General features: G+C 67.4%; 23 protein-coding genes. 12 read left to right on the forward strand and 11 right to left on the reverse strand.

Annotation, left to right across the window (positions count from 1 at the left end; genetic code table 11):
• Positions 1-292: 292 nt before the first annotated feature.
• From OB2597_RS08750 to OB2597_RS22260, 4 genes are all read right to left on the reverse strand, one after another.
• The gene (locus OB2597_RS08750; protein WP_040609220.1) at positions 293-850 is read right to left on the reverse strand and encodes a sarcosine oxidase subunit gamma; all 558 of its coding nucleotides are present in this window, start codon (positions 848-850) and stop codon (positions 293-295) included.
• The gene (locus tag OB2597_RS08755; RefSeq protein ID WP_009805187.1) at positions 843-3839 is read right to left on the reverse strand and encodes a sarcosine oxidase subunit alpha family protein; all 2997 of its coding nucleotides are present in this window, start codon (positions 3837-3839) and stop codon (positions 843-845) included. The genes OB2597_RS08750 and OB2597_RS08755 overlap by 8 nt, the downstream gene beginning before the upstream one ends.
• A 42-nt stretch (positions 3840-3881) precedes the next feature.
• Entirely contained in the window at positions 3882-4211 is a 330-nt protein-coding gene (locus OB2597_RS08760; RefSeq protein WP_009805188.1) for a sarcosine oxidase subunit delta, read from the reverse strand.
• 486 nt (positions 4212-4697) lie between these two features.
• Positions 4698-4994 carry a flagellar basal body-associated FliL family protein gene (locus OB2597_RS22260; RefSeq protein ID WP_009805189.1) on the reverse strand — a complete coding sequence of 99 codons (297 nt, stop codon included), beginning with the start codon at positions 4992-4994 and terminating at the stop codon, positions 4698-4700.
• Positions 4995-5263: 269 nt separating this feature from the next.
• Between OB2597_RS22260 and OB2597_RS08770 the strand changes: the two genes are divergently transcribed.
• Positions 5264-5671 carry a hypothetical protein gene (locus OB2597_RS08770; protein WP_009805190.1) on the forward strand — a complete coding sequence of 136 codons (408 nt, stop codon included), beginning with the start codon at positions 5264-5266 and terminating at the stop codon, positions 5669-5671.
• A 64-nt stretch (positions 5672-5735) separates the two neighbouring features.
• Here the strand turns inward: OB2597_RS08770 and OB2597_RS08775 are convergent, their stop codons facing one another.
• Positions 5736-6983: a sarcosine oxidase subunit beta family protein gene (locus tag OB2597_RS08775; protein ID WP_009805191.1), complete on the reverse strand. Its 1248-nt coding sequence runs from the start codon at positions 6981-6983 to the stop codon at positions 5736-5738.
• Positions 6984-7210: 227 nt separating this feature from the next.
• Here OB2597_RS08775 and ccmI point away from each other — a divergent pair, with 227 nt between their 5' ends.
• The 3 genes from ccmI to OB2597_RS08790 are packed head-to-tail and all read left to right on the forward strand — an operon-like array spanning position 7211 to position 9371.
• Positions 7211-8644, forward strand: coding sequence for a c-type cytochrome biogenesis protein CcmI (ccmI, locus tag OB2597_RS08780; protein WP_009805192.1), 1434 nt, complete (start codon positions 7211-7213; stop codon positions 8642-8644).
• Positions 8641-9126, forward strand: a complete 486-nt coding sequence (ruvX, locus tag OB2597_RS08785; RefSeq protein WP_009805193.1) for a Holliday junction resolvase RuvX — start codon at positions 8641-8643, stop codon at positions 9124-9126. The genes ccmI and ruvX overlap by 4 nt, the downstream gene beginning before the upstream one ends.
• Positions 9123-9371, forward strand: coding sequence for a DUF1289 domain-containing protein (locus tag OB2597_RS08790; RefSeq protein WP_009805194.1), 249 nt, complete (start codon positions 9123-9125; stop codon positions 9369-9371). The genes ruvX and OB2597_RS08790 overlap by 4 nt, the downstream gene beginning before the upstream one ends.
• 2 nt (positions 9372-9373) lie before the next feature.
• Here OB2597_RS08790 and OB2597_RS22065 read toward each other — a convergent pair whose 3' ends face one another.
• A complete protein-coding gene (locus OB2597_RS22065) occupies positions 9374-10381 on the reverse strand; it encodes a hypothetical protein (RefSeq protein WP_009805195.1) in 1008 nt (335 codons plus the stop codon).
• A gap of 188 nt (positions 10382-10569) precedes the next feature.
• A complete protein-coding gene (locus tag OB2597_RS08800; RefSeq protein WP_009805196.1) occupies positions 10570-11391 on the reverse strand; it encodes a sulfite exporter TauE/SafE family protein in 822 nt (273 codons plus the stop codon).
• Between the two features lie 165 nt (positions 11392-11556).
• Between OB2597_RS08800 and OB2597_RS08805 the strand changes: the two genes are divergently transcribed.
• Positions 11557-12741 carry a multidrug effflux MFS transporter gene (locus OB2597_RS08805; RefSeq protein WP_009805197.1) on the forward strand — a complete coding sequence of 395 codons (1185 nt, stop codon included), beginning with the start codon at positions 11557-11559 and terminating at the stop codon, positions 12739-12741.
• A 477-nt stretch (positions 12742-13218) separates the two neighbouring features.
• Here OB2597_RS08805 and dusA read toward each other — a convergent pair whose 3' ends face one another.
• Positions 13219-14220: a tRNA dihydrouridine(20/20a) synthase DusA gene (gene dusA, locus OB2597_RS08810; protein WP_084658670.1), complete on the reverse strand. Its 1002-nt coding sequence runs from the start codon at positions 14218-14220 to the stop codon at positions 13219-13221.
• 218 nt (positions 14221-14438) lie between these two features.
• Here dusA and OB2597_RS08815 point away from each other — a divergent pair, with 218 nt between their 5' ends.
• Positions 14439-15686 carry a site-specific integrase gene (locus OB2597_RS08815; protein ID WP_238529709.1) on the forward strand — a complete coding sequence of 416 codons (1248 nt, stop codon included), beginning with the start codon at positions 14439-14441 and terminating at the stop codon, positions 15684-15686.
• 88 nt (positions 15687-15774) lie between these two features.
• Here the strand turns inward: OB2597_RS08815 and OB2597_RS08820 are convergent, their stop codons facing one another.
• A complete protein-coding gene (locus OB2597_RS08820) occupies positions 15775-16074 on the reverse strand; it encodes an ArsR/SmtB family transcription factor (RefSeq protein WP_007253848.1) in 300 nt (99 codons plus the stop codon).
• Positions 16075-16170: 96 nt separating this feature from the next.
• Between OB2597_RS08820 and OB2597_RS08825 the strand changes: the two genes are divergently transcribed.
• The 6 genes from OB2597_RS08825 to OB2597_RS08850 are packed head-to-tail and all read left to right on the forward strand — an operon-like array spanning position 16171 to position 21727.
• The gene (locus tag OB2597_RS08825; protein WP_007253847.1) at positions 16171-16599 is read left to right on the forward strand and encodes a YeeE/YedE family protein; all 429 of its coding nucleotides are present in this window, start codon (positions 16171-16173) and stop codon (positions 16597-16599) included.
• A gap of 10 nt (positions 16600-16609) precedes the next feature.
• Entirely contained in the window at positions 16610-17050 is a 441-nt protein-coding gene (locus OB2597_RS08830) for a YeeE/YedE family protein (RefSeq protein WP_007253846.1), read from the forward strand.
• Positions 17047-17964, forward strand: coding sequence for an MBL fold metallo-hydrolase (locus OB2597_RS08835; protein ID WP_007253845.1), 918 nt, complete (start codon positions 17047-17049; stop codon positions 17962-17964). The genes OB2597_RS08830 and OB2597_RS08835 overlap by 4 nt, the downstream gene beginning before the upstream one ends.
• A 60-nt stretch (positions 17965-18024) precedes the next feature.
• Complete coding sequence (locus OB2597_RS08840) at positions 18025-19833, forward strand: SulP family inorganic anion transporter (RefSeq protein WP_007253844.1); 1809 nt, start codon at positions 18025-18027, stop codon at positions 19831-19833.
• A 33-nt stretch (positions 19834-19866) separates the two neighbouring features.
• Entirely contained in the window at positions 19867-21258 is a 1392-nt protein-coding gene (locus OB2597_RS08845) for an MBL fold metallo-hydrolase (protein WP_007253843.1), read from the forward strand.
• A 10-nt stretch (positions 21259-21268) separates the two neighbouring features.
• Positions 21269-21727 carry a beta-lactamase hydrolase domain-containing protein gene (locus OB2597_RS08850; protein ID WP_009805200.1) on the forward strand — a complete coding sequence of 153 codons (459 nt, stop codon included), beginning with the start codon at positions 21269-21271 and terminating at the stop codon, positions 21725-21727.
• A gap of 83 nt (positions 21728-21810) precedes the next feature.
• Here the strand turns inward: OB2597_RS08850 and OB2597_RS08855 are convergent, their stop codons facing one another.
• Together OB2597_RS08855 and tnpC are read right to left on the reverse strand one after the other, a co-directional pair.
• On the reverse strand, positions 21811-22248 hold the full coding sequence (locus OB2597_RS08855) for a DUF421 domain-containing protein (protein WP_009805201.1): 438 nt from the start codon (positions 22246-22248) through the stop codon (positions 21811-21813).
• A 25-nt stretch (positions 22249-22273) separates the two neighbouring features.
• Positions 22274-23900, reverse strand: a protein-coding gene (tnpC, locus tag OB2597_RS08860; RefSeq protein WP_009803580.1) for an IS66 family transposase whose coding sequence is annotated in 2 segments (ribosomal slippage) — positions 22274-23161 and positions 23163-23900 — 1626 coding nt in all. Because the reading frame shifts where the segments join, the coding sequence is not laid out codon by codon here.
• Between the last annotated feature and the right edge of the window lie 26 nt (positions 23901-23926).

The raw sequence follows: 23926 nt of genomic DNA on the forward strand, positions 1-23926 counted from the left end.
GAAACGTGGAGGGGGGCCCAGCTCTGCCGCTATTTGCAGCGCCCCGGGCGCGACGCTGCGGCAGCTTGACCCGTCGAACCCTTCGACCCGAATGTCATCGAGGTTCGAAACGTGGCGAGGGGGCCCAGCTTTGCCGTTGTTTGCAGCGCCCCAATGCGGACCGGCGCCGTGCGTTGCACCGTCAAAACATCGCCCCGACGGTTGCCCCGGTTCGAAACGTGGCGAGGGGGCGCTGCCCCCTCCGAGCCCGGGCGGGCTCTCCTCCCCCGGGATATTTCCGGCAAAAAGAAGGTCAGGAGATGCGCGGGCTGGCGGCCGCCTGCGCGAGCAGGTCGAAGGCGTAGCGCGCGACCGAGCGGAAGCAGATCACTTCCACCGTCCCCGGCGCGGGCATCCAGAAGGCGCAGGCGACCTGCGCCAGCCGGGTGCGGCGGATCTCTCCGGTGGCGAAGGTCGCCATGTCGACCGGCGCCAGGCGGGCAAGCACCTCGCGCAGGGCCGCGTCCTCGCCCGTGAGGCGCAGGAGCGCGCGCGCATCGGACATGTCGGCGGCCAGCGCATGGGACGAGGCGAGCGTCTCGGTCAGCCCGGCCAGCGTGGCGGCGAGGCGCGCGCGGGGCAGGATCAGCAGGGCTTCGTCCGGGCTCATCCAGGCGAGGCGCTTCTCACCCTCGACCGCGATGCCGCGCCGGTCCGGCACGGCGAGGCCCGCGGCCCGGGCCAGCGCGTCCGAGACGGTGGCATCCGAGAGATCGCCACGCAGGGTGATCATGCCGCGCGGCGCGAGATCCTCGACGCGGACGGAACCCTCGACGGTCAGGCCGTGCAATGCGGATACGGGGTCAGACATTCTTAGTGCCCTCCTTGTCGTAGAAGACCGGGTCGACGATCTTGGCGGGGACGGTGCTGCCGTCGACCTTGTTGAAGGCGACGGTTTCGCCCATCCGGTCCGGCCCGTTCAGCACGAGGCCCATGGCGATCCCCCGCCCGAGCGTGGGCGAGTGGTAGGTCGAGGTGACCCGCCCCTGCACGTTGCGCTGACCATTGGCGTTCTTCCCTTCGGCGAGCGCATAGGCGCCCTCGGGCAGGACCGAGCCGTCGGACGTTTCCAGACCGATCAGTTTCCAGCGGTCAGGGCGCGTCATGTCCGCGCGCTGCTGCGCGCGTTTGCCGATGAAATCGTCCTTCTTCTTCGAGATCGCCCAATGCAGGTTGAGGTCCTGCGGAATGACCGTTCCGTCGGTCTCGTCGCCGATCATGATGAAGCCCTTCTCGGCCCGCATGACATGCAGAGCCTCGGTGCCGTAGGGCATGACGTTCCATTCCGCGCCGGCCTCGTGCAGCGCCTTCCAGAGGGCGAGGCCCTGCCCCGCGGGCACCGCGATCTCGTAGGACAGCTCGCCCGAGAAACTGATCCGGTAGACACGCGCCTCGATCCCGGCCAGCCGGTGATCCTGGAACGACATGAAGGGAAAGTCCTCGTTCGCGATGTTCCGCGCCCCGAGCTTTTGCAGCACCGCGCGCGCCTGCGGACCGACCACGCCGATCTGGGCGTATTGTTCCGTCGCGTTGACGGTCCAGACCTTCCAGTCCCACCACTCGGTCTGGAGCCATTCCTCCATATGCGCGTGGATGCGGTCGGCGCCGCCGGTGGTGGTGTGGCACATGAACGTGTCCTCGTCCCATCTGGCCACGACGCCGTCGTCCATCAGGAAGCCGTTCTCCGAGCACATCAGGCCATAGCGGCACCGGCCCGGTTTCAACGTGGACATCATGTTGGTGTACATCATGTCCATGAACCGGCCCGCATCCGGCCCCTTGACGATGATCTTGCCAAGCGTCGAGGCGTCGAGCAGGCCGAGCGCGCCGCGCGTCTGGGTGATCTCGCGGGTGACGGCGGCCTGCCGGTCCTCGCCGGGGCGGAGGTAGGTGTAGGGGCGGCGCCACTGGCCGACCGGCTCCCAGTCGGCGCCGTTGGCGGCGTGCCAGTCGTGCAGCGGGGACCGGCGCAGCGGCTGGAACGTCTCGGCCCGCGCCTCGCCCGCGATGGCGCCCATCGAGACCGGCGTATAGGGCGGGCGGAAGGTGGTGGTGCCGACCTGCGGGATCGGCGTGTCGAGCGCGCCGGACAGGATCGCCAGACCGTTGATGTTGGAGAGTTTCCCCTGATCCGTCGCCATGCCGAGCGTGGTGTAGCGCTTGGCGTGTTCGACGGACTCGAACCCCTCCTGCGCGGCAAGCTGGACGTCGGTCACCTTCACGTCGTTCTGGTAGTCGAGCCAGGCCTTGGCGCGCAGCGCCCGCCCGGCCGAGGCGGGCATGAGCCAGACCGGCTCGATCGGGTTGGTCTCGGGCGCGGCGGGCGCGTCGGGTGCGGCGACCTCTCCCGCCTTGCCGAAGGCACGGGCCGCGGTCAGTCCTGCCCTGGTCGCCTGCGACAGGACGTCGGCGGCGTCGAACACCCCGAAGGCCGCGCCGGCGCAGGAGACGAAGGCCCGTCCATCAGCGCCGGTCGGCGCGCGGTCGGGATCGGGGCGGAACATCGCCTGCGCGTCGTCCCAGGTCAGCTTGCCGCCGCAATGCGACCACAGATGCACCACCGGGGACCAGCCGCCCGACATGGCGACCGCGTCGCAGGCGATCTCTTCGACCGGGGCGCCCTCGCCCACCTGCTTGCAGAGCACGACGCCGGTCACCCGCTTGCGGCCCTTGACCCTGGCGATGCCGTGGCCCTTGAGCACCCGGATGCCCGCCGCCTCGGCCTCGGCCCCGAGCGCACCGGCGCCGCCATGGCGGGCATCGACGATGGCGGGCACGGTGAGCCCGGCGCCGGCAAGGGCCAGCGCGGTGCGGTAGGCGTCGTCGTTGTTGGTCACGACCACGGTGCGGTCGCCGGCCGAGACGCCGAACCCGACCAGATAGTCGCGCAGGGCCGAGGCCAGCATCACCCCGGGCACATCGTTGCCCGCGAAGGACAGCGGCCGTTCGATGGCGCCGGTGGCGGTGATCACCTGCCCGGCCCGGATGCGCCACAGGCGGTGGCGCGGGCCGGACTTGTGCGCGAGGTGATCCGTGAGGCGCTCGTAGCCCAGCACATACCCGTGATCGTAGACGCCGGCGCCCATGCAGCGGGTGCGGATGGTGACATTCTCCATCGCCCCGATCTCGGCCGCGAGCGTCTCGACCAGCGCGGCGCCCTCGGTTCCCTCGTCCACCGGCGCGCGGCCGCCCAGCACCGGCTCCTGTTCCAGCAGGGTGACCCTCGCCCCGCCGGAGGCCGCCGCGCGGGCCGCGGCCAGCCCGGCCAGCCCGCCGCCGATCACCAGCACGTCGCAGAAGTGGTAGTAGTGCTCGTAGGTATCCGCGTCGCGGTCCTTCGGCGCCTTGCCGAGTCCGGCGGACTGGCGGATGAAGGGCTCGTAGACGTGTTTCCAGAAGGCGCGTGGCCAGAGGAAGGTCTTGTAGTAGAACCCCGCCGGCAGGAAGCGCGACAGATGCGCGTTGATCTCGCCCACGTCGAATTCGAGCGACGGCCAGTGGTTCTGGCTCTGCGCCTCCAGCCCGTCGTGAAGCTCCTGCATGGTGGCGCGCTGGTTCGGTTCGAACCGGCCGCCCTGCCCGATCCCGAAGAGCGCGTTGGGTTCCTCGGTGCCGCTGGCCACGACGCCGCGCGGGCGGTGATACTTGAACGACCGCCCCATCATCATCCTGTCGTTGGCCAGCAGCGCCGAGGCAAGCGTATCGCCCGCATAGCCCCTGAGCTGCTGGCCGTTGAACGTGAAGGTGACCGGCCTCGACCGGTCGATGCGCCGGCCGCCTGTCTTCAGTCGGGTGCTCATGTCTTGGGCCTCTCGGAGTCTCGGATCGTCATCGGTGCGGGGTCAGGCAAGGTCGCGCCAGCGCCAGCCGGGGCGCTTTGCGCGGATGGTTTCCAGCAGGTCTTCGGGCGGCCGGGTGGACTGGGCCGGATAGGTGCCGAAAACCTCGAGCGTCGCGGTGTCACGGGCGGCGTGGAACCACTTGCCGCAGCCGTAGACATGCCGCCAGCGTTCGAAATGCACGCCGCGCGGGTTCTCGCGGTGAAAGAGGTAGCCTTCCAGCGCCGCGTCGTCCGATCCGGGCCCCTCGCGTTTCAGATGGGCCTCGCCGCCGCCGTGGAACTCGGTCTCTTCGGCGGTGACGCCGCAACAGGGACAGGTGAGGATCAGCATGACACCTCCTCGCCCGCGGGGCGCGGGACGAAAAAAGGCCGGACGCGAAAAGCGCCCGGCCGAGTTGACAGGTAAGGGACAAGGGAAATGACGGCCAGTGCCGTCTTCCCAGGCAGTGAAGGGGAAACATTCCGCGCGGGGGAATTGTTCCGGGAGAACGGGGCGCGCCGGCGCTTTTTTGCATACGCTCGTTCGGTGGAAGCGGCGGGGCGCGCAGAGAGGTGGTTCACCGGCGTCCCGGCCTCGCGACGGAGCCTGCCGGGGACGGCCGTCGCAGGGCGCACCGCCCGGCCATGGGAGGAGAGTGCAGCCGCGCCCGCCGCAGGCGCAGGACGGCATCCGAGGGCCGCGGCGCGGATCGGTCTACCGCGCCGATCGGCAGCGACGACCGGTGTCGCGCTGCCGTGGCCGGCCGGGTACATGCAGAACCCCCGGCACCCGGACGATGCTGAGGACCGGGGGCTGGCGGTCAGCGCGTGCCGGGTCTCAGTTCTCGGCCGTGGCCGCTGCGCCGGACGTGGCTTCTGCGTTGTCGGTTTCGGCCGTGGCGCCGGCCTCGGCGCCATCGTCGACGGCTTCGGCTCCGGCGGCGCTGTCGGACGTGGTGTTGATCTCGACGTCGGTATCCGCCGGCACGCCACCCCCCATGAGAACGCCGTCCGAGAAGACGACATACGCAAGCGCAGCGACGAGGACGACGAGACCGCCGACGATGAAGGCGAGGGCACCGGACGAGCGCGATCCGCCCGTGGTGCGGTTTTCGTTGATGTTGCGATCGGCCATGACCAGATCTCCGGTTCCGTTTCGGGTGTCCGGTGAACGGGCAGGAGCGGGAAATGGTTCCCCGACGGAAGGATCCGGCGGTGGCGGGAAGCCGCCGGAAAACGCCGCCAAGCGGAACCCGCGAGAGCCCGGAGACGTTTTGCCACTGAATTCGGCAGCACCGGAAAAACCGACGGCTTGCAGTACGGTTCCGCTAACGGAACCACCATATCTTGTGGTATTCCGAGGCCATCCCCCTCGCCAATCGCCCCGACGAAAGAGGCCCGAGCATGCAGTCCAAGATGATCCTGAAGACAGGCCTCCGCCCCGACAGCCGAAAGCTTCCTTTCGTGGTGCATCGCGACATCAGCAGCCTGCCCCACCGGCCGGGCCTGTTCGTCCTGCTGGGGCCCGGTCAGACCCGTCGCGACCGGCCGCTCTACTTCGGCTATGCGGATCGCAGCATGCGGGACCAGTTGCCCTACGACCCCGGTTTCGCCCATGCGATCCGGTATGGCCCGCTCGACTTTGCCTCGGCCTATGTGCCGGGCGGAGAGGATCCCGCGACGCTGGTGCATGACCTCGCCGTGGCCAACGACGCCCCGGTGAACGCCGCCGCCGACGCCCTGGCCGAGATCGAAGCGGCGCAATCCACCATCCAGGCTCAGGCGCTGGCCCGCAAGATCGCCGCCCAGTAGAGGGCGTGCGGCCGGGCCGCGAGAGGCCGGAGTGCTATGCGGTGCCGGGATCATCGCGCCCTGCCTAGTGCGCCACGCCCGCGGCGACGCTTTCGTCGACGAAGCGGCCCTGGCGGAACCGGTCCAGCCCGAACTCGGCGCAGAGCGGCCCCGGCCGTCCGTTCGCCATCATGTCGGCCATGGCCCAGCCCGAGCCGGGGATCGCCTTGAACCCGCCGGTGCCCCAGCCGCAGTTGATGTAGCAGCCGGCGAGCGGCGTGGGTGAGATGATCGGCGAGCGATCGCCCGTCATGTCCACGATCCCGCCCCATTGGCGCAGCATCTTGAGCCGGGAAATCATCGGAAAGGTCTCGACCAGCGCGCGGGCGGTCTCCTCGATATGATGGAAGGATCCGCGCTGCGTATAGTTGTTGTAGCCGTCCGCGCCGCCGCCGATCACCATCTCGCCCTTGTCGGACTGACTCATGTAGCCGTGGACCGTGTTGGCCATCACCACGACGTCCATGCAGGGCTTGATCGGCTCCGACACAAGCGCCTGGAGCGCCACGGATTCGATCGGCAGCCGGAAGCCCGCCTTTTCCGCCATGACGCCGGAGTGTCCCGCCACCACGATGCCCAGCCGGTTGCAGCCGATCGCGCCCCGGGTGGTCTCGACCCCGGTCACCTTGCCACCCTCCTGCCGGACGGCGGTCACTTCGCACTGCTGGATGATGTCCATGCCCATGTCGGAACAGGCCCGCGCATAGCCCCAGGCCACCGCGTCGTGGCGCGCGGTCCCGGCGCGCGGCTGCCAGAGCGCCCCCAGCACCGGATAGCGCGGCCCCGAGATGTCGATGATCGGCACCAGCTCCTGCACGCGCTGCGGCGTGATGAATTCGGTCGTCACCCCCTGCAGCGCGTTGGCCTGCGCGGTCCTGCGATAGCCCCGCACCTCGTGTTCCGTCTGCGCCAGCATCATCACGCCGCGCGGGCTGTACATGATGTTGTAGTTCAGCTCCTGGCTGAGCGTCTCGTAGAGCGAGCGCGCCTTTTCATAGATCGCGGCCGAGGGGTCCTGAAGATAGTTCGAGCGGATGATCGTCGTGTTCCGGCCCGTGTTGCCCCCGCCCAGCCAGCCCTTCTCGAGCACGGCGACATTGGTGATGCCGTGGTTCTTTCCCAGATAGTACGCCGTGGCGAGGCCATGTCCGCCCGCGCCGATGATGATGACGTCGTAATGCGCCTTGGGCTGCGCCTTTTCCCACGCCCGTTTCCAGCCCGTGTGGTCCCGCAGGGCTTCCCGGGCGAGGGCGAAGGCGGAATAGCGTTTCATCGGGCGACTCCTTGACGGTCGGAACAGCATGAGGTGAGCCATATCAGTCATGCCGCCGGCCCCCCGCCGCAATACGTCATTTTCTGACACGAACCCGACAAGGAACGATTTGCCGGGTGCGTCATCTTTGCGCGGATCGCGCGGCCAAGACAAACCGTCGCTCCCGGTCTTTTGCCCTTTTTCCCGGCGCACCGCGTCGCTAGATGGGGCGGAGGGAGTGTCGCGCCATGCTTGAATGGATCATACCGGCCCTGATGTCGCTGGCCGTCGCGCTGATGATCGGGCTGTCCGTTCTGCGGGCGCGCGACGCGGCGGGCGCCGGCGAGGATGCCGGGCAGGACCTGGCGCTCTACCGGAAACAGCTGGACGACGTCGCCCGCGACCGCGCGCGCGGCACCATCCCCGAGGACGAGGCCGAGCGCCTGCGCGCCGAGATCGCCCGCCGCCTGATCGCCGCCGACACCCGGGCCGCCCGCGCCCGCCCCGAGCGGGAGCCGCTGCGCCTCCGCCCCGCGCTGGTGGCCTTTCTGCTCGCCGCGCTCGTCGCCCTGCCCCTTGGCCTCTATGCGCGGATCGGCGCGCCCGGTTACGGCGACCTCGCCCTGGGCGACCGGCTCGACATGGCGCGCGAACGGCGCGAGGGCCGCCCCGACCAGCGGACCGCCGAAGCCGAGGTGCCGCCGATCGCCGTCCCGCAGCAGGAAGACGCGCCCGCCGATTTCGAGACCCTGATCGAGAAGCTGCGCCTAGCCGTGCTGGAACGGCCCGACGATCTCGAGGGGCAGCAGCTTCTGGCGCGGAACGAGGCGGCGCTCGGCAATTTCCGGGCCGCATACAAGGCGCAGGAAGAGGTCCTGTCGCTGAAGGGCGACGAGGCCACGGCCGCCGATTTCATCGCCTATGCCGACATGCTGATCCTGGCTGCCGGGGGCTATGTCTCGCCCGAGGCGGAAGAGGCCCTGCGCGCCGCTCTGGCCCGCGACCCCGAGAACGGGCCGGCGCGCTATTACATGGGTCTGATGATGCGCCAGAACGACCGCCCCGACGTGGCGTTCCGCCTCTGGGACCGGTTGCTGCGCGACGGCCCCGAGGATGCGGCCTGGATCCCGCCGATCCGGGCGCAGATCGACCGCGCCGCGCAGCTGGCGGGCATCGACTACGACCAGCCCGCGCCCGCCGACACGCTCGCCGGCCCCTCGGCCGAGGATATCGCCGACGCGGCCAACCTGTCCGAGGCGGCCCGCGCCGAGATGGTGCGCGGCATGGTCTCGCGCCTGTCGGACCGGCTGGCCACGCAGGGCGGCAGCCCCGAGGAATGGGCCCGCCTGATCCGCGCCTACGGCGTGCTGGGCGATACGGCCCGCGCCCGCGCCATCGCGGCCGAGGCCCGCCAGGTCTTTGCCGCGGTACCCGAGGCCATCGACCGGATCGCCGCCGCCGAGGCCAGCCTGTCGGAGGACACGGCAGAGGACACGGCAGAGTCCGCGGAAGGCGGGGAAGCCGGGGAAGACGCGGAAGAACCGGTGGAGCGCGATCCGGCCCGGGACCCGGATGAGGCCCCGGACCGGGCGACGGAAACCTCGCCTCCGGCCATCCCGCCCTCGGCGCCCGGACCGGAACAGATGATCGGCGACGACGCGACGCCCGAGGTCTCGCAATGATCCACGAAACGGTCGAGGAGTTCGCCGCCGCCCTGCCCCCGATGCGCGCCATTGCCGGTCTCGACTTCGGCGACAAGACGATCGGCGTAGCCGTCTCGGACACCTTCCTGTCGGTGGCCACCCCGCTCGAGACCATCCGGCGGCGGAAGTTCGGTCAGGATGCGGACGCGCTGTCGGCCCTGCTGGCCGCCCGGACCATCGGCGGTCTGGTTCTGGGCCTGCCGCGCAACATGGACGGCAGCGAGGGACCGCGCTGCCAGTCGACCCGGGCCTTCGCCCGCAATCTCGCGCGTCGCCCCGATTTCGCCGATCTGCCCCTGACCTTCTGGGACGAGCGCCTGTCGACCGTGGCGGCCGAGCGCGCGCTGCTCGAAGCCGACACCTCGCGCCGCCGCCGCGCCGAGGTCATCGACCACGTGGCGGCGGGCTATATCCTGCAGGGCGCGCTGGACCGCCTGCGCCACCTGAAAGGCGCCTCATGACCGACGACATCTGGAAACGCGACGAGGTCGAGAGCCCCTGCATCAAGGTCTGCGTCATCCATCCCGAGACGCGGCTCTGCACGGGCTGCCTGCGCAGCATCGACGAGATCACCGCCTGGGCCCGCATGAGCCCCGGGGCGCGCCGCGCGGTGATGGAGGACCTGCCCGCACGCAAGCCCCTGCACGAGAAACGCCGCGGCGGCCGCGCCGCAAGGCTCGGCCGCCGCAGGGCGAAACCCGACTAGGATCAGGCGGCGAGGTCGACCTCGTCCTCGCAGACCAGTTCGATATGGTGGGCGCGCACCGTGCCGAACCCGCCGAGCACCACGGCCACGCAACGCCCGCCAAGCGTCACGGCAGCGCTGCCCGGCCGGAGCGGATCCTCGGCGATGCCGATCCGCCCGTTCCCGGCCTCGCCCGGGCGGTAGGCGATGAGAAGCTGGTCCTGTTCGGGGTCGAAGTCCTCGACCGTGGGCGCGTCCCGGGTGTCGAGCCCGGCCGCGGCGGCCGGTGTCTCGACGGCGGGCGCCGGCGCGGTGGTTGGCGCGGTGGTCGGCGCGGAGGTTTCGGCGGCGGGCTCTTCGGTCAGCGTGTCGGTCGCGAGGGCGGCGCGGACGTCGTCCCAGTCCTCTTCCCACTCCTCTTCCCGGGCTGCGTCATCGGCCAGGCCCACGTCTGCGCCACCGTCCGCGTCTACGAAACTGTCCTCGATGTCGTCCGCGGCCTCGCCGTGCAGGTTCTCGTCATCGGCCATGTCGATCTCGGCCAGGATGCCCATGACCAGTTCCTGATCGCGCTGGTCGTCCTCGGACATCAGATCCGCGTCGCCCTGCAGTTCCTCATCGTCGTGCGGGCCCTCGGCTTCCGGCTCGTCCTCGTCGGTGGCCCAGACGAAGGCATCCGCCGTGTCCGCGCTGACCGGCGTCACCTCGCGGTCGTCCTCGGCGAAGGTGTCGCCCGCATCCCGGTCGCGACGCGACTGGAGCGGCTCGGGCGCATCGAGATCCTCGGCGGAGCCCCGGAAACTGGCCAGCGTATCCGCCCCGACCGCATCCTCGGCCAGCCCGACCATCCTGCGCATCTTGCGCGCGACGACGTCGATCCCGAGGATGCCGATACCGGACTGACCCTCGGCGTCGTTCAGCGCGTCCTTGGCGGTCTTTTCGGCCATGGCCTTGCTCTCGGCCTCGCCGGTGGACGAGGTGTAGATGACCCCGATGGTCGCGATTGTGATCAACACCAGCAGTTCAATCATGGCCCGGCCCTTTCGGTATTCTCCACCCTCGACTCTCATGGGCGAATGGGGCCGGGCCGTGGCACCAGTTAGGCGCTATCGCGGAAATCTGACACACGCTATGGGTGAATCGAACAGATTTCGGCCATGTTTGCCGCAGTACGTGCCCGTCCGGGAACCACAGTGTTCCCGTTTTCGGAACAATGGCTTCAGCCGAACCAGACCCGGCGCAGCATGTTCGCGGCGACGAGCAGCAGGAAGATCCCGAAGATCCGCTTGAGCGGGCCGGCATCGGTGGCATGGGCCAGCCGCGCCCCGAGCGGCGCGGTGATCAGCGTCATCGCGATCACCACGGCGAAGGCCGGCAGGTTCACCGCCCCGATGGTCAGCGGCGGCCGCGTCTCGGCCGGCAGCGAGACCAGCAGGAAGCCGATGACCGAGGGCACGGCGATGATCACGCCGAACCCTGCCGCGGTCGCCACCGCGCGGTGGATGGGCCGGCCGTAGAGCGTCATCAGCGGCACGCCGAAACTGCCCCCGCCGATCCCCATGAGCACCGACAGGAACCCCACGAGCGGCGACAGGAGCCATCGCACCGGCCCCGTCGGCATGGCCTCGGCGATCCGCCAGTCCGACCGCCCGAGCGACAGATAGAGCCCGATCACCATGGCGAGGATGCCGAAAAGCGCCTGCAGCGCGTCGGACCGCAGCGCCGCCGCGGCCAGCACACCGATCACCGCGCCGATGGCGATGCCGGGGCCCCATCCTCTCAGGATGTCCCAGTCCACCGCGCCCTTGCGATGATGCGACTGCACCGACCGCAGCGAGGTGACGATGATCGTCGCGAGAGAGGTTGCCAGGCAGAGCTGCATCAGCTTGTCCCCGTCGAACCCCAGCGACTGGAAGGCGTAGAAGAATGCCGGCACCAGCACGATCCCGCCGCCGACCCCCAGCAATCCGGCCAGAACCCCGGCGAAGGCGCCGATCACGGCCAGGAGGCCCAGCATGGCAAGTACCGCTGTCGGCTCCATTTTCCATCTCCTTGTCAGACCGCTCACAGGTGCCAGCTTTCCCCGACCTGCGCAAGCGGTGCCGCAGCGCCGCAAAAACCGCCGGAGCGCCGTTGCACCGCCACGGAATTGACCCGGCGCCGGAAGACCGCTAGCCCGCTGAACCATCCGGTTCAGGAGTTCCCCATGGTTCGTCTCGCCCTCATTCTCGGACTGCTGTCCGCCGTCGGGCCCTTTGCGATCGACATGTATCTGCCCGCCCTGCCCGCCATCGCCGCGGATCTCGGCACGACCGAGGCGGGCGTGCAGCTGACCCTGACGGCCTATTTCATCGCCTTCGGCGTGGCCCAGCTCTTCTACGGGCCGCTGGCGGATGCCGCGGGCCGCAAGCTGCCGCTGCTGCTGGGCCTGGGGATATTCGCCGCCGGCTCGGTCGGGGCGGCCTCGGCCGGGACGATCGAGGTCCTGGCGGCCTGGCGCTTCGTGCAGGGGCTGGGCGGCGCCGCGCTGATGGTGGTGCCGCGCGCCGTGATCCGCGACCGCTATACCGGGACCGAGGCGACGCGGCTGATGGCGATGATCATGCTCGTCATCTCGATCTCTCCCATGCTGGCGCCGCTGGCCGGATCCGGCGTGATCGCCTTGGCGGGATGGCGCTGGATTTTCTACGCGCTCCTGCTGGCGGGCGGCCTGTCGATCCTGCTGCTGACCTTCGGCCTGCCCGAGACCCTCGCCCGGGAAAGCCGCCAGACACCCCGCCTGGCACCGATGCTGGCCGGGGCGAGACGCCTGCTGACGGATCCGATGTTCATGGGTCTGACCTTCGTCGGCGGCTTCGGCATGGCCAGCTTCTTCGTCTTCATCGCCTCGGCCAGCTTCGTCTACACGCAGCAGTTCGGCCTGACGCCGACCGGCTTCTCGATCGCCTTCGCGATCAACGCCATCGGGTTCTTCGGCGCCTCGCAGGTGGCTGCGCCGCTGGGCGCCCGGATCGGCATCGGCCGTCTGGTGCGGATCGGGGTGAGCGGCTTCGCCACGGCGACGGTGCTGCTGGCGGCCGTCACCCTGGGGGGGCTGGCGTCGCTGCCGGTGGTCGTCGGCGGGCTGCTGGTCGCCAACGCCTTCATGGGGCTGGTGATCCCCACGACCATGGTGCTCGCGCTGGAAGACCACGGCGACATCGCGGGCCTGGCCTCGTCGCTGGGCGGGACGCTCCAGATGCTGGCGGGGGGCATGATGATCACGCTGACCGGTCCCTTCTTCGACGGCACCGCCACGCCCATGCTGCTGGCCATCGCGATCTGCGGCCTGCTGGCGGCGGGCCTGTGCTGGACCGTCCTGCGCCCGGTGCGCGACCCCGCCCGGGCCTGAGCGGGACCTGAGCGGGGCCTGAGCGTCGGAGCGCGGGCGCGCAATTGCGCCCGTGACCACCTTGGGCGCATGAGCACCGTCATCCCCTCCCCGACCGGGGATCTCCCGCCAACCTCATCCCCGGCCCCGACCGGGGATCTCCCGGTCTACGGTGGTACCGAACTCCAAAACATCAATCCGGCCCGTAATCGCTCTTCACGAGCCGTGAGACTTCCCCGGCGCAACGCGTTCCGCCCGGCAGCACCGCCGCCCCGTTCGCAGGGCGGCGCCAATGCGCCACCCCGGGCTCCGTCGCCGCTCCTTTGCATCGAACTGCCGAACGCATCGCAGAGATCGGTACGGAGGGCCGGAGCCACCCGTCCACCCACGGCCATTCCCGGCTGCATCACCGTCGGCCTTGAGGCCGGCCCCCCCCGACCCAAGGCGCACGACAACCGGCAAGAGGCCCGAGGATGACGGCACGCCGCGGCGGACCGCTCACGCCGCCTGCAGAACCGGTTCCAGCGCCTGTTCCACCAGTTCCGGCCCGGCGCCGGGGCGGTGCGCCCCCTCCGAGAGGATACGGCGCCAGTGCCGCGCCCCGGGGCGCCCCGCGAACAGCCCCAGCATGTGCCGCGTGACCTGCCCCAGCTTGCCGCCGGCGGCCAGATGCGCCTCGATATAGGGCAGCATCGCGCGGGCGACGGCGACCGCATCGGCATCCTCCCCCGCGCCGAAGATCCGGCGATCGGCCTGCGCCAGCATGGACGCCGGGTCGTGATAGGCCGCGCGTCCCACCATCACCCCATCGAGCCCCGCCTCGAGGAACCGCTCCGCCTGGTCGAGCGATACGATCCCGCCGTTCACCGACAGGTGCAGGCCGCTGAACATCCCCCGCATCCTCTGCACGAGGTCGTAGTCGAGCGGCGGGATGTCGCGGTTTTCCTTCGGCGAGAGCCCCTGGAGCCAGGCCTTGCGGGCATGGATGATGAACCGCCCGCATCCGGCCGCACCGACCCGCGAGAGGAATTCCGGCAGCACCTCCTCCGGGTTCTGGTCGTCGACGCCGATCCGGCACTTGACCGTGACCTCCACCTCGACCGCCTCGCGCATCGCCGCCACGCAGTCCGCGACCCGGCCGGGATCACGCATCAGCACGGCGCCGAAGACGCCCGACTGCACCCGGTCCGACGGGCACCCGCAGTTCAGGTTGATCTCGTCATAGCCCGCGGCCTGCCCCAGGCGGGCGGCGGCGGCCAGTTCCTCGGGGTCCGATCCCCCCAGCTGCAGCGCCACGGGATGCTCCCGGGGCGAGAAGTCCAGCAGATGAACCGCCCCGCCCCGCACCAGCGCCGGCGCCGTCACCATCTCGGTATAGAGCAGCGCGTGCCGCGACAGCAGCCGGTGCAGGTACCGGCAATGCCGGTCGGTCCAATCCATCATGGGTGCCACGGAAAGCCGCGATGCAGCGCAAGCATCTGATTTCAAAGCAGTATTCATAACGATAGCTGCTGCCTCAAGAACTCGGAATCAGCGCATTTCTCCGCGTTATGCCGGGTTTTCCCGGGTTCCACGAGCAGAGTTGCTACGCCGTAGCAATTTGGTCGGTCAACTTCCTTCACGGTCAAGAGGACCTCCGCGAAAGCCTCAGCACCTCGATTTCCGGGTTTCCGGACCCGGACCAACCTTCCGCCTGAGACAGAATAAGGAAGCTCCACATGTCCGCAGAGATCATCACCTTTCCCAACTCCCAACTGACTCCCCGCCCGGCAACCTCTGTCGCAGGACTGACGGTCGATGCCGAAGCCTCGCACAGCGCAAAGCCACCTCTTGATACTTGCTCTCGGGCATCGGCCGACCGGCGCCGCAAGAAGAAAGGTAGATCTCGCAGTGTCGAGCCGAACATTCAAGAGATCCGCGGCAAAAACGACAAGCTGTCCTATCGTGTGCAGATCCGGAAAGCCGCCTCTGGGAAAAGCATGAGCTTCACCAAGACCTTCTCTAAGCTCGCGATGGCGAGGAAGTGGAAGAAGCGAAAGCTTGCCGAGATCGAAATCGATGGTGTCGAGTTTGTGGCCCGAAATGGAGATACGGTGGCTGACGCAATTTCTGCTCGCTTGGCCAAGCACAAGAACCTGGGCCGATCGGCGAAGCAACAACTCGTCTGGGTCATGAAAAGCGACTTTGGAAAGAAGAAGCTGTCCGACTTATCCCTGGAAAGTCTGACTGAGCTCGCGGACGACATGCTTGCGGAAGAGCGGCAACCGCAGACCGTTGCGGGGTATCTCACGATACTTGTGAACACGCTGCAATGGGCCTCGAGGCGTGGCTTCTCTCTTCCAATTGCCGCCATGAGAGAGGCCATGGAACACCTATGGGAAGACGAGATACTCGCCCGCTCAGAAGAACGGGATCGCCGACCCACGATCGATGAACTGAACAGGATTCTTGACGCGGCGGCTGCCAACAAAAGACAGAAAATTCCCCTCGCGAAGATTATCGTATTCGCCATTTATAGCTGTCGGCGTTTGGGAGAGATATGCCGGCTTCGCTGGGAGGACCTACGCGTCGAGAAGCAGGAAATCCTGGTTCGAGACATGAAACATCCGAAGAAGAAGAAGGGCAATGACGTCTGGTGTAGTCTAACCGACGAAGCCATGGCGATCATCCTCTCTATGCCTCGAGACGGTGAGTTCATATTTCCATTCAAGGCAGCATCGGTCGGAACAGCGTGGCGTCGCCACCGCGACTCGCTCGAGATTGAGGATCTACGTTTCCACGACCTGCGACACGAAGGTATCACCCGGCTTTTCGAGATGGGGATGGCAGCAGCTTTCGTTGCCAAACACTCGGGTCACAAGAATGGCGGATGTCTTTATCGCTATGAGCACGTTGAGCAGGAAGGAGATAAACTTGCAGGATGGCGATGGACCCTGCGGGCGGCAGGGTGCGTAGATTCTGCGTGACCTTTCGGCGATCTCGATCCCTGCTGGCGATGTTGTCGACCATCGCTTTACACGGGGACAAGGCGGCTTGGTCGTGGTCGGCCTCTTCCTATTGCGCGCAATACAACCTGTGCAGGGTTTCCAGCACCGCCGCGGCCTCAGTTCCCGACAGGCGATAATAGATCGTCTGGCTGTTCCGTCGCCTCTCGATCAGGCCCGCATCCTTCAGCCGCTTGAGTTGCTGGGACATGGTGGGCTGAGCGACGCCGCAGGCCTGCGCGAGCTCGCCGACGGAGCGCTCGCCTTCCACCAGGCGGCATAGAATTCGCAAGCGGCCTTCGGAGGCCAGCATCTTCATCAGCTCCGAGGCTCTTTTGATGTCGCCCTCGAGCAGGTCGTCGCCGGACATTACATTCTCCACCTTGAATATTCATAATTAGATATATATTGGCCGGTAGACGACATCAAGCGCGCTCGCTCCTGCGCGCCATCACGGAGCCGAGAGATGGAAACCACGTTTACCCCCTGGCTGTCGCTTGGCGGCGGCATGATGATCGGCGCGTCGGCGGTGCTGCTGATGGCCACCAACGGCCGGATCGCCGGCATTAGCGGTCTGACTTCGCGCATCTTTGCGCGCGGCAGCGATGGCGAGGCGCGGGGCGTTTCGGCCTTGTTCATCCTGGGCCTGCTGCTGGCGGCCCCGCTGTGGCTGCTGATCGCGGGCGACTGGCCGCAGCAATGGGTGCCGTCGAGTCCCGTCCTGATGGCTGTCGCCGGCCTTCTTGTGGGCTTCGGCGCCGTGTTCGGAAGCGGCTGCACTTCGGGCCATGGGGTCTGCGGCATCTCCCGCGGCTCCGCCCGCTCCATCGTTGCGACGCTCGTGTTCATGGCCGCGGCCTTCGCGACCGTTCTTATCACCCGTCACCTGATCTGAGGCTCGCGCCATGAAACAGCTTTTCGCCCTCGTCTCCGGCCTGATCTTCGGCCTCGGCCTGATCGTCTCCGGCATGGCCAACCCGGCCAAGGTGCTGAACTTCCTCGACCTCTTCGGCAGCTGGGACCCGAGCCTCGCCTTCGTCATGGGAGGCGCGATACTGGTGACAGCACCGGGTTTCGCCTGGCTCACACGAACGCGTGAGCGGCCGTTCTTCGACAGCGAGTTCCGCATCCCCCAGAAGAGCGATCTCGAGCCCAAGCTCATCGTCGGCGCCACGATCTTCGGGATCGGATGGGGTTTAGGCGGCTTTTGCCCGGGCCCGGCGCTTACCGCCCTGCCGATCGCGGCGACTGGCACTCTTGTCTTCGTTCCCTTCATGCTGATCGGCATGTGGGCCGCCCGCCACGTCCCCGACAACCCGTTCTCACCGAAAGGAGCCACTCAATGAGCGATCCGTTGAAGTCCCGCGTCGTCCGCCACTCGCCCTCCACCGGGACCGGCAGCCCCGATGTGTGGGGCATCTACGAGCCGGACACCGGCTCAATCCAATATATCTGCGCCGACCCGGTGACAAAGAAGGCGGCGTTGATCGACGTGGCCTGGAACTTCGACCACCGGAACTATCGCTTCTCGACCGAGAGCATGGACCAGGTGCTGGATCTTGTGCGCGAGAATGGGTTGGAGGTGGAGTGGGTTCTCGACACCCATCCGCATGCGGACCATGTGATGGCCTCGGCGCACCTCAAGGAGCGCACCGGCGCGCCCAACGCCATCGGCGCACTGGTTCCCGAAATCGCAAAGATCTGGGCCGATCTTTACAACCTGCCCGAGGCGTTCGACCCGGAGCGCGACTTCGACCGGCTGTTCGAAGAGGGCGAGACCTTCAGGATCGGCGAACTCGACGTGAAGATCATGCTCTCGCCGGGCCACACGCTCGGGTCGATAACCTACCTCTGCGGCGATGCGGCTTTCGTGCACGACACGCTGATGCAGCCTGATGTCGGCACCTCGCGCTCCGACTTCCCGGGGGGCAAGACGTCCGAATTGTGGGACTCGATCCAGGACATCCTGGCCCTGCCGGGCAACACGCGTCTCTTCGTCGGCCACGACTATGGCGGACCCGACCGGGACGAGCCGATGTGGGAGGCGACGGTCGACGAGCACAAGGCGCACAACAAGCACGTCAAGGACGGCACGGACCGCGACGACTACATCAAGCGCCGGCAGGAGCGCGACGCGACGCTGCCGCTGCCCGACCGCATCCTCGCCGCGCTGCAAGTGAATTTGCGGGGCGGGCGCCTGCCGCCGGCGGAGGATGACGGCAATCACTACCTGAAGCTGCCGGTGAACCGCTTCGACTGAGGCTTGGGCGGGCGGTCTCAGGGCCGTTCGCCGCTCCAACAAGATTTCGGACCTGATGCCATGTCACTGTCACGCTACTTCCCGATTCTCGACTGGGGCCGCCGCTATGATCGGACCGCCCTGACCGGCGATGCGGTGGCGGCGGTGATCGTGACGATCATGCTGATCCCGCAGTCGCTTGCCTACGCACTGCTGGCTGGCATGCCGCCCGAGGCGGGCATCTACGCCTCCATCGCGCCGATCCTACTCTATGCGATCTTCGGCACGTCCCGGGCCCTGGCAGTGGGACCGGTGGCCGTGGTCTCGTTGATGACGGCGGCGGCGGTGGGCAACATCGCCGAGAGCGGCACCGCAGGCTACGTCGCCGCGGCCCTAACGCTGGCGGCGCTGTCCGGCGCGATGCTCCTCGCCTTGGGGCTGCTGCGGTTGGGCTTCCTCGCGAACTTCCTGTCGCACCCTGTCATCGCGGGCTTCATCACCGCCAGCGGCATCCTGATCGCCGCCAGCCAGCTACGGCACATCCTGGGAATAGAGGCCGAGGGCCACACACTGCTCGAGATCGCGAAAAGCCTTTGGGCGCATCTGGACGAGGTAAACGTCATCACCCTCGCGCTCGGCGCCTCGGCCACGGCGTTCCTCTACTGGGTGCGCGGCGGGCTGAAGCCGCTGCTGCGCCGGGCTGGTCTCGGCCCGCGGGCGGCCGATATTGGCGCCAAGACCGGACCTGTGCTGGCCATCGTGGCAACCACCCTTGCGGTTTGGGCCTTCGATCTTGAGGCGCGGGGCGTGGCCATCGTCGGCGAGGTGCCGCAAAGCCTGCCTCCGCTCACCGTGCCCTCTGTCTCGCCGGAGCTGCTTCGGCAGCTTGCGGTGCCCGCCCTGCTGATCTCGATCATCGGCTTCGTCGAATCCATCTCGGTCGCCCAGACCCTGGCCGCCAAGAAGCGCCAGCGCATCGATCCCGACCAGGAGCTGATCGGCCTCGGCGCCGCCAACATGGGCGCGGCCTTCACCGGCGGCTTCCCGGTGACAGGCGGCTTCTCGCGCTCCGTCGTTAATTACGATGCGGGGGTCGAGACGCCGGCGGCCGGGGCCTTCACCGCTATCGGCCTTGCGCTGGCGGCGCTGTTCCTGACGCCGCTGATCCACTACCTGCCCAAGGCGACGCTGGCCGCCACCATCATCGTGGCGGTGCTGAGCCTGGTAGACCTGTCGATCCTGACGCGCGCCTGGACCTTCAGCCGCGCAGATTTCGCCGCCGTCTCGGTCACCATCCTGCTGACGCTGTTTGCCGGGGTCGAGTTGGGGGTGACAGCGGGGGTGGTGACTTCGATCCTTGTGCACCTCTACAAGACCTCGCGGCCGCACATGGCCGTGGTTGGCCGGGTGTCCGGCACCGAGCACTTTCGCAACGTGCTACGGCACGAGGTAGAAACACAGCCGCACGTCCTGTCGCTGCGGGTGGATGAAAGCCTCTATTTTCCCAACGCGCGCTACCTTGAGGACCAGCTGGGCGCCTTCGCCGCCGACAAGCCGGATCTCACCGACGTGGTGCTGATGTTCCCGGCGGTCAACGAGGTGGACCTGTCGGCGCTGGAGTCGCTCGAGGCGATCAACACCCGCCTGCGCGATGCCGGCATCCGACTGCATCTGAGCGAAGTGAAGGGACCTGTCATGGATCGCCTCCAGCGCAGCCATTTCCTGGACGAGCTGACGGGGGAGATCTTCCTGAGCCAACACGAGGCCGAGCTTCATTTAAGGAATCCGGAGGCCGCGCGAGCCCCTGCGAGCTCGGGCGTCGCGGCGAAAGGCGCAGCGCGATCGGCGGAATCGCTCCGGTCAGGTGGAGCAAGCCGGAACGGTCCATGAAACGAGCAAGTTAATTCACAAGGAGGACCTGTCATGACCCTGCGTTTCGAACAGATACTGGCCGACGGCGTCGCCGAATGCTCCTACCTGCTCGGCGACGACTCGGCCCACACCTGCGCCGTCGTCGACCCGCGCCCCGACGTGGAGGTCTACCTCGAGACCGCCCGGCGCTTAGGCCTCGCCATCACCCATGTCTTCGAGACCCATATCCATGCGGATTTCCTCAGCGGCGCGCGCGAGCTGGTGGACCGCCTCGGCGGTCAGGCCAAGCTCTATGTCAGCACCGAGGGCGGGGCCGAATACGGGTTCGAGCATGAGCCCGTGCGCGACGGCGACGAGTTCACCTTCGGCGGCATGCGTATGAAGGCGCGATATACCCCCGGCCACACGCCTGAGCACGTCTCCTACCTGCTCTTCGACGGTGACACCGAGACGCCGTGGGGCGTGCTCTCGGGCGATGCCTTCTTCGTGGACAGCGTCGGCCGGCCTGACCTCCTGGGCGACGACCAGTCCGAGGAGCTGGCCGAGAAGCTCTTCCACACCGTCCGAGATGTCTTCATGGCGCTGCCCGACGACGTCATTATCTACCCCTGCCACGGCGCGGGGTCGGCCTGCGGGCCCGACATCGGCGACCGGATGTCCTCGACCATCGGCTATGAGCGGCGCTTCAACAGCTACGCCCAGATTGAGGAGCTGGAGAAGTTCAAGAAGGCGATCCTGGGGGACGCCCCTCCGGTGCCGACCCATTATCCGCGCATGAAGAGGGTGAACGCAAAGGGCCCGGAGGTGCTGCGCAACCTGCCGCGGATCGAGCCGATGACCGTGGAGCGCTTTGCGGAGGCGGCGGAGGGGGGCGCGCAACTTCTCGACGTGCGCGACATGATGGATTTCGGCGCGGGCCACGTGCCCGGAAGCCTGAACATCGGCGCGCGGCCGGAGCTGTCGGTGTGGGCCGGCTGGTTGCTCGATCCAGAGAAACCGATCTACCTCGTCCTACACGAGGATGCTGAGCTTCCAGACGTGTTGCGCCTCCTCTGGCGCACCGGCTTCACCGACTTCGGGGGCTACCTCGCGGGCGGCATGGCGGCTTGGCGCGAAGCGGGGCGGGAGTTCGCGCAGATCCCGCAAATTTCCGTGCATGAGCTGCACAAGGCGAATGACTTGCAGCCGCTCGACGTGCGCAAGCCCGATGAGTGGGAGGGTGGGCACGTCCCGGGCGCCCGCCACGCCTTTCTCGGAGAATTGCGGGAGGAGATGGACAACCTCGATCGCTCCACCCCCTACGCCACCTATTGCGCCAGTGGTTTCCGCGCCTCGATCGCCGCCAGCCTGCTGAAGAAGAACGGCTTCGAACAGGTGTGCAACGTGCCGGGTAGCTGGAAGGCCTGGAGCGCCGCTGGCTACGACGTCGAGAAACCGAGTTAAGGAGAACACCATGCAAGATACGGTTCAGATCAACGATCGCTTCACGATCGCCAAGTTCGCGCCCGAGGCCGATCAGGTCCGGCAGGCCGCGCAGGAGGGCTTCAAGTCGCTCATCAACATGCAGACCGATGACGAGGACAAGAAGCTGAAGATGAAGCCGCAGGAGGAAGGTGAGACGGCGAGAGAGGCCGGTCTGACCTTCCTGCATCATCCGGTCGACGGCGAGAAACTCTCCGAAGACCTTGTCGATGACTTCCGCCGAAAGGCCACCGACCTGCCGGCCCCGGTGCTGGTTCACTGCGCCTCTGGCAAGCGGTCCGGGGCCTTCGTGATGATGCACATCGGCTGCGAGCAAGGCCTGACCGGCGATGAGGTAATCCGCAAGGCCGAGGAAATGGGCTTCGAGTGCGACACGCCGGAGCTGGAAGACTTCGTGAAGAGCTACGTGAATAGCCACAACGGCAAATGACTGCACCGGGCCGGGGACACCTACCCCCGGCCTTGGAGCCCCCATCCGTCCCCGAGACGGGGCCTGCACCTCCAGCCGCGATATCAGGCGCTATTCTTCGATATCACGCTGACTTGCCCATTGCGTTCCAGATGGGCCTCCTCGACCTCCAAAAGATCCCGCAAGCCGTTCAGGCGCAGCAACTCAGTGATGTCGTTCTCACCGAAATGAGCCCTCCGAAAAGCCTGCCGGTCCACCTTCCCATCGCGGACAAGGGTTATGGGACGTCCCTTGACGAGGCGGGAGATCAGCTTCGAACGCGGTGCCAGTGCTGTGACGCCGACATAAAGGCCTACCAACAAGCCGGTAGCGACGAGGGTAGGTAGTAGCGGGGCATTCCCTGTCAAAGCGCGGCTCAGGCTCGATCCCAGGATCACGGTCAGGACGATGTCTTGAGCAGATAGGTTCGAGAATGATCGTCTCGGGGCAAGCCGGTAGAGCAGGATCGCGTAGAAAAAAATGATGACGGCGCGGAGGCTCATCGTAACCATCCGGCGTGGGCCGCGGTCAGGCGGCTTTGCTGCGCTCCGACGATTGCCAGTTCCAAGGAAGCAAATCCGGCACTCGAGAGGCGGTTATCTCTGGCAAGCGAGCGAGCACATCGGCAAGCCATGCTTGGGGATCGACGTCGTTCATCTTTGCCGTGACGATCAGGGAATACATGAAGGCCGCGCGGTCGCCGCCGCGCTCAGAACCAGCGAAGAGCCATGACTTCCGACCGAGGGCGACGCCGCGCAACGCTCGTTCGGCTGCATTGTTCGTCAAGCAGATCCGGCCATCGTCGAGGAAGCGCGTGAAGGCTTCCCAGCGGTCCTTCTTGAACATGTAGGTGATCGCCTTGGCCACCGGGTTGTGCTTCGACATCGTGTCGCGTTCGCTGTGCATCCAATCGTGAAGATCATCGACCAGAGGGCGCGACCGAAGTTGTCGGACTTCGAGACGCGATCCGGCATCCAGGCCGTTGATCTCCCGTTCGATGTCGAAGATGGCATCGATCCGCTTCACCGCTTCCAGCGCGACGGGCGAGATGTCGTGGGCCGGCTTCTTCTTGCGGGCATTCTCCTTGATGTCGGCGAGTTCGAAGAACTTCCTGCGGGCATGACTCCAGCACAGCGCGCTGCTCGCCGGACCGGGATCACGGTCGCCGCGATAGAGATCGTTGTATCCGCCATAGGCATCGGCTTGCAGGATACCTTGCCATCCCGCGAGATGCCGGTTCGGGTGGGTCATCTCCCTGTCCCGGGAGAAGTGGAACACTGCCGCGGGCGGCGCGCCGCCCGCAAACGGCCGGTCGTCGCGGACATAGGTCCAGAGCCGCGCTGTGCGCGTACCGCCCTTCGCCAGAAGCGGTACCGTCGTGTCATCGCCGTGCAACCGCTCGGCTTGCAGGACATGGGTTGCGGATCAGCGCATGGATGGGCTCAAGCGCGGCGGCACAGGCGCCCACCTGGTCGGCCAGGGTCGACAGGCTGAGATCAACACCTTCCCGGGCATAGCGCTCGGCCTGCCGGTTCAATGGCTGATGCTGCCCGAACTTCTCGAACAGGATGGTCGCCAGAAGGTTCGGCCCGGCCCATCCGCGGGGTGTGGCGTGGAACGGCGCCGGGGGCTGGCTGATCGTCTCGCAGTGGCGGCAGGTAAACTTCTCGCGGACGGTCTGGATAACCTTCCAGCGGCGCGGAATGACTTCCAGCGTCTCGGTGACATCCTCGCCCATCTTCACGATGCGCTCGGAGCCGCAGCATGCGCAGGACGATGGCGCCTCGATCACGACCCGCTCCCGCGGCAGATGCTCCGGAAAGGGCTTGCGGACCGGGCGGCGGCGCTGGAACCCCGCGACGGAGGTGGTCTTTGCCGCCTTCTCGGCGGCGAGTTCGTCCTCGGTGGCGGCAGCCTCGAGCTCCTCGAGTTGCAATTCCATCTGGTCGATCAGGCGAGCGCGGCGCTCCGAGCTATGTCCGTATTGCTCCCGTCGCAGCTTGGCGATCTCGAGCTTGAGGTGCTTGATCATCGCCTCGGAGGTCGAGACCACCGCGCGGGCCTGTGCCAACTCGTTCTCGGCCGTCTCGGCGCGGGCCTCCGATGCCGCGAGCGCGGCACGCAATCTGGCAATCTCGGAGGTCGCATCAGGCATGGCCGAAACCTACCACGCAGCTCCCG

This window comes from Pseudooceanicola batsensis HTCC2597 (assembly GCF_000152725.1).
Taxonomy (GTDB): Bacteria; Pseudomonadota; Alphaproteobacteria; order Rhodobacterales; family Rhodobacteraceae; genus Pseudooceanicola; species Pseudooceanicola batsensis.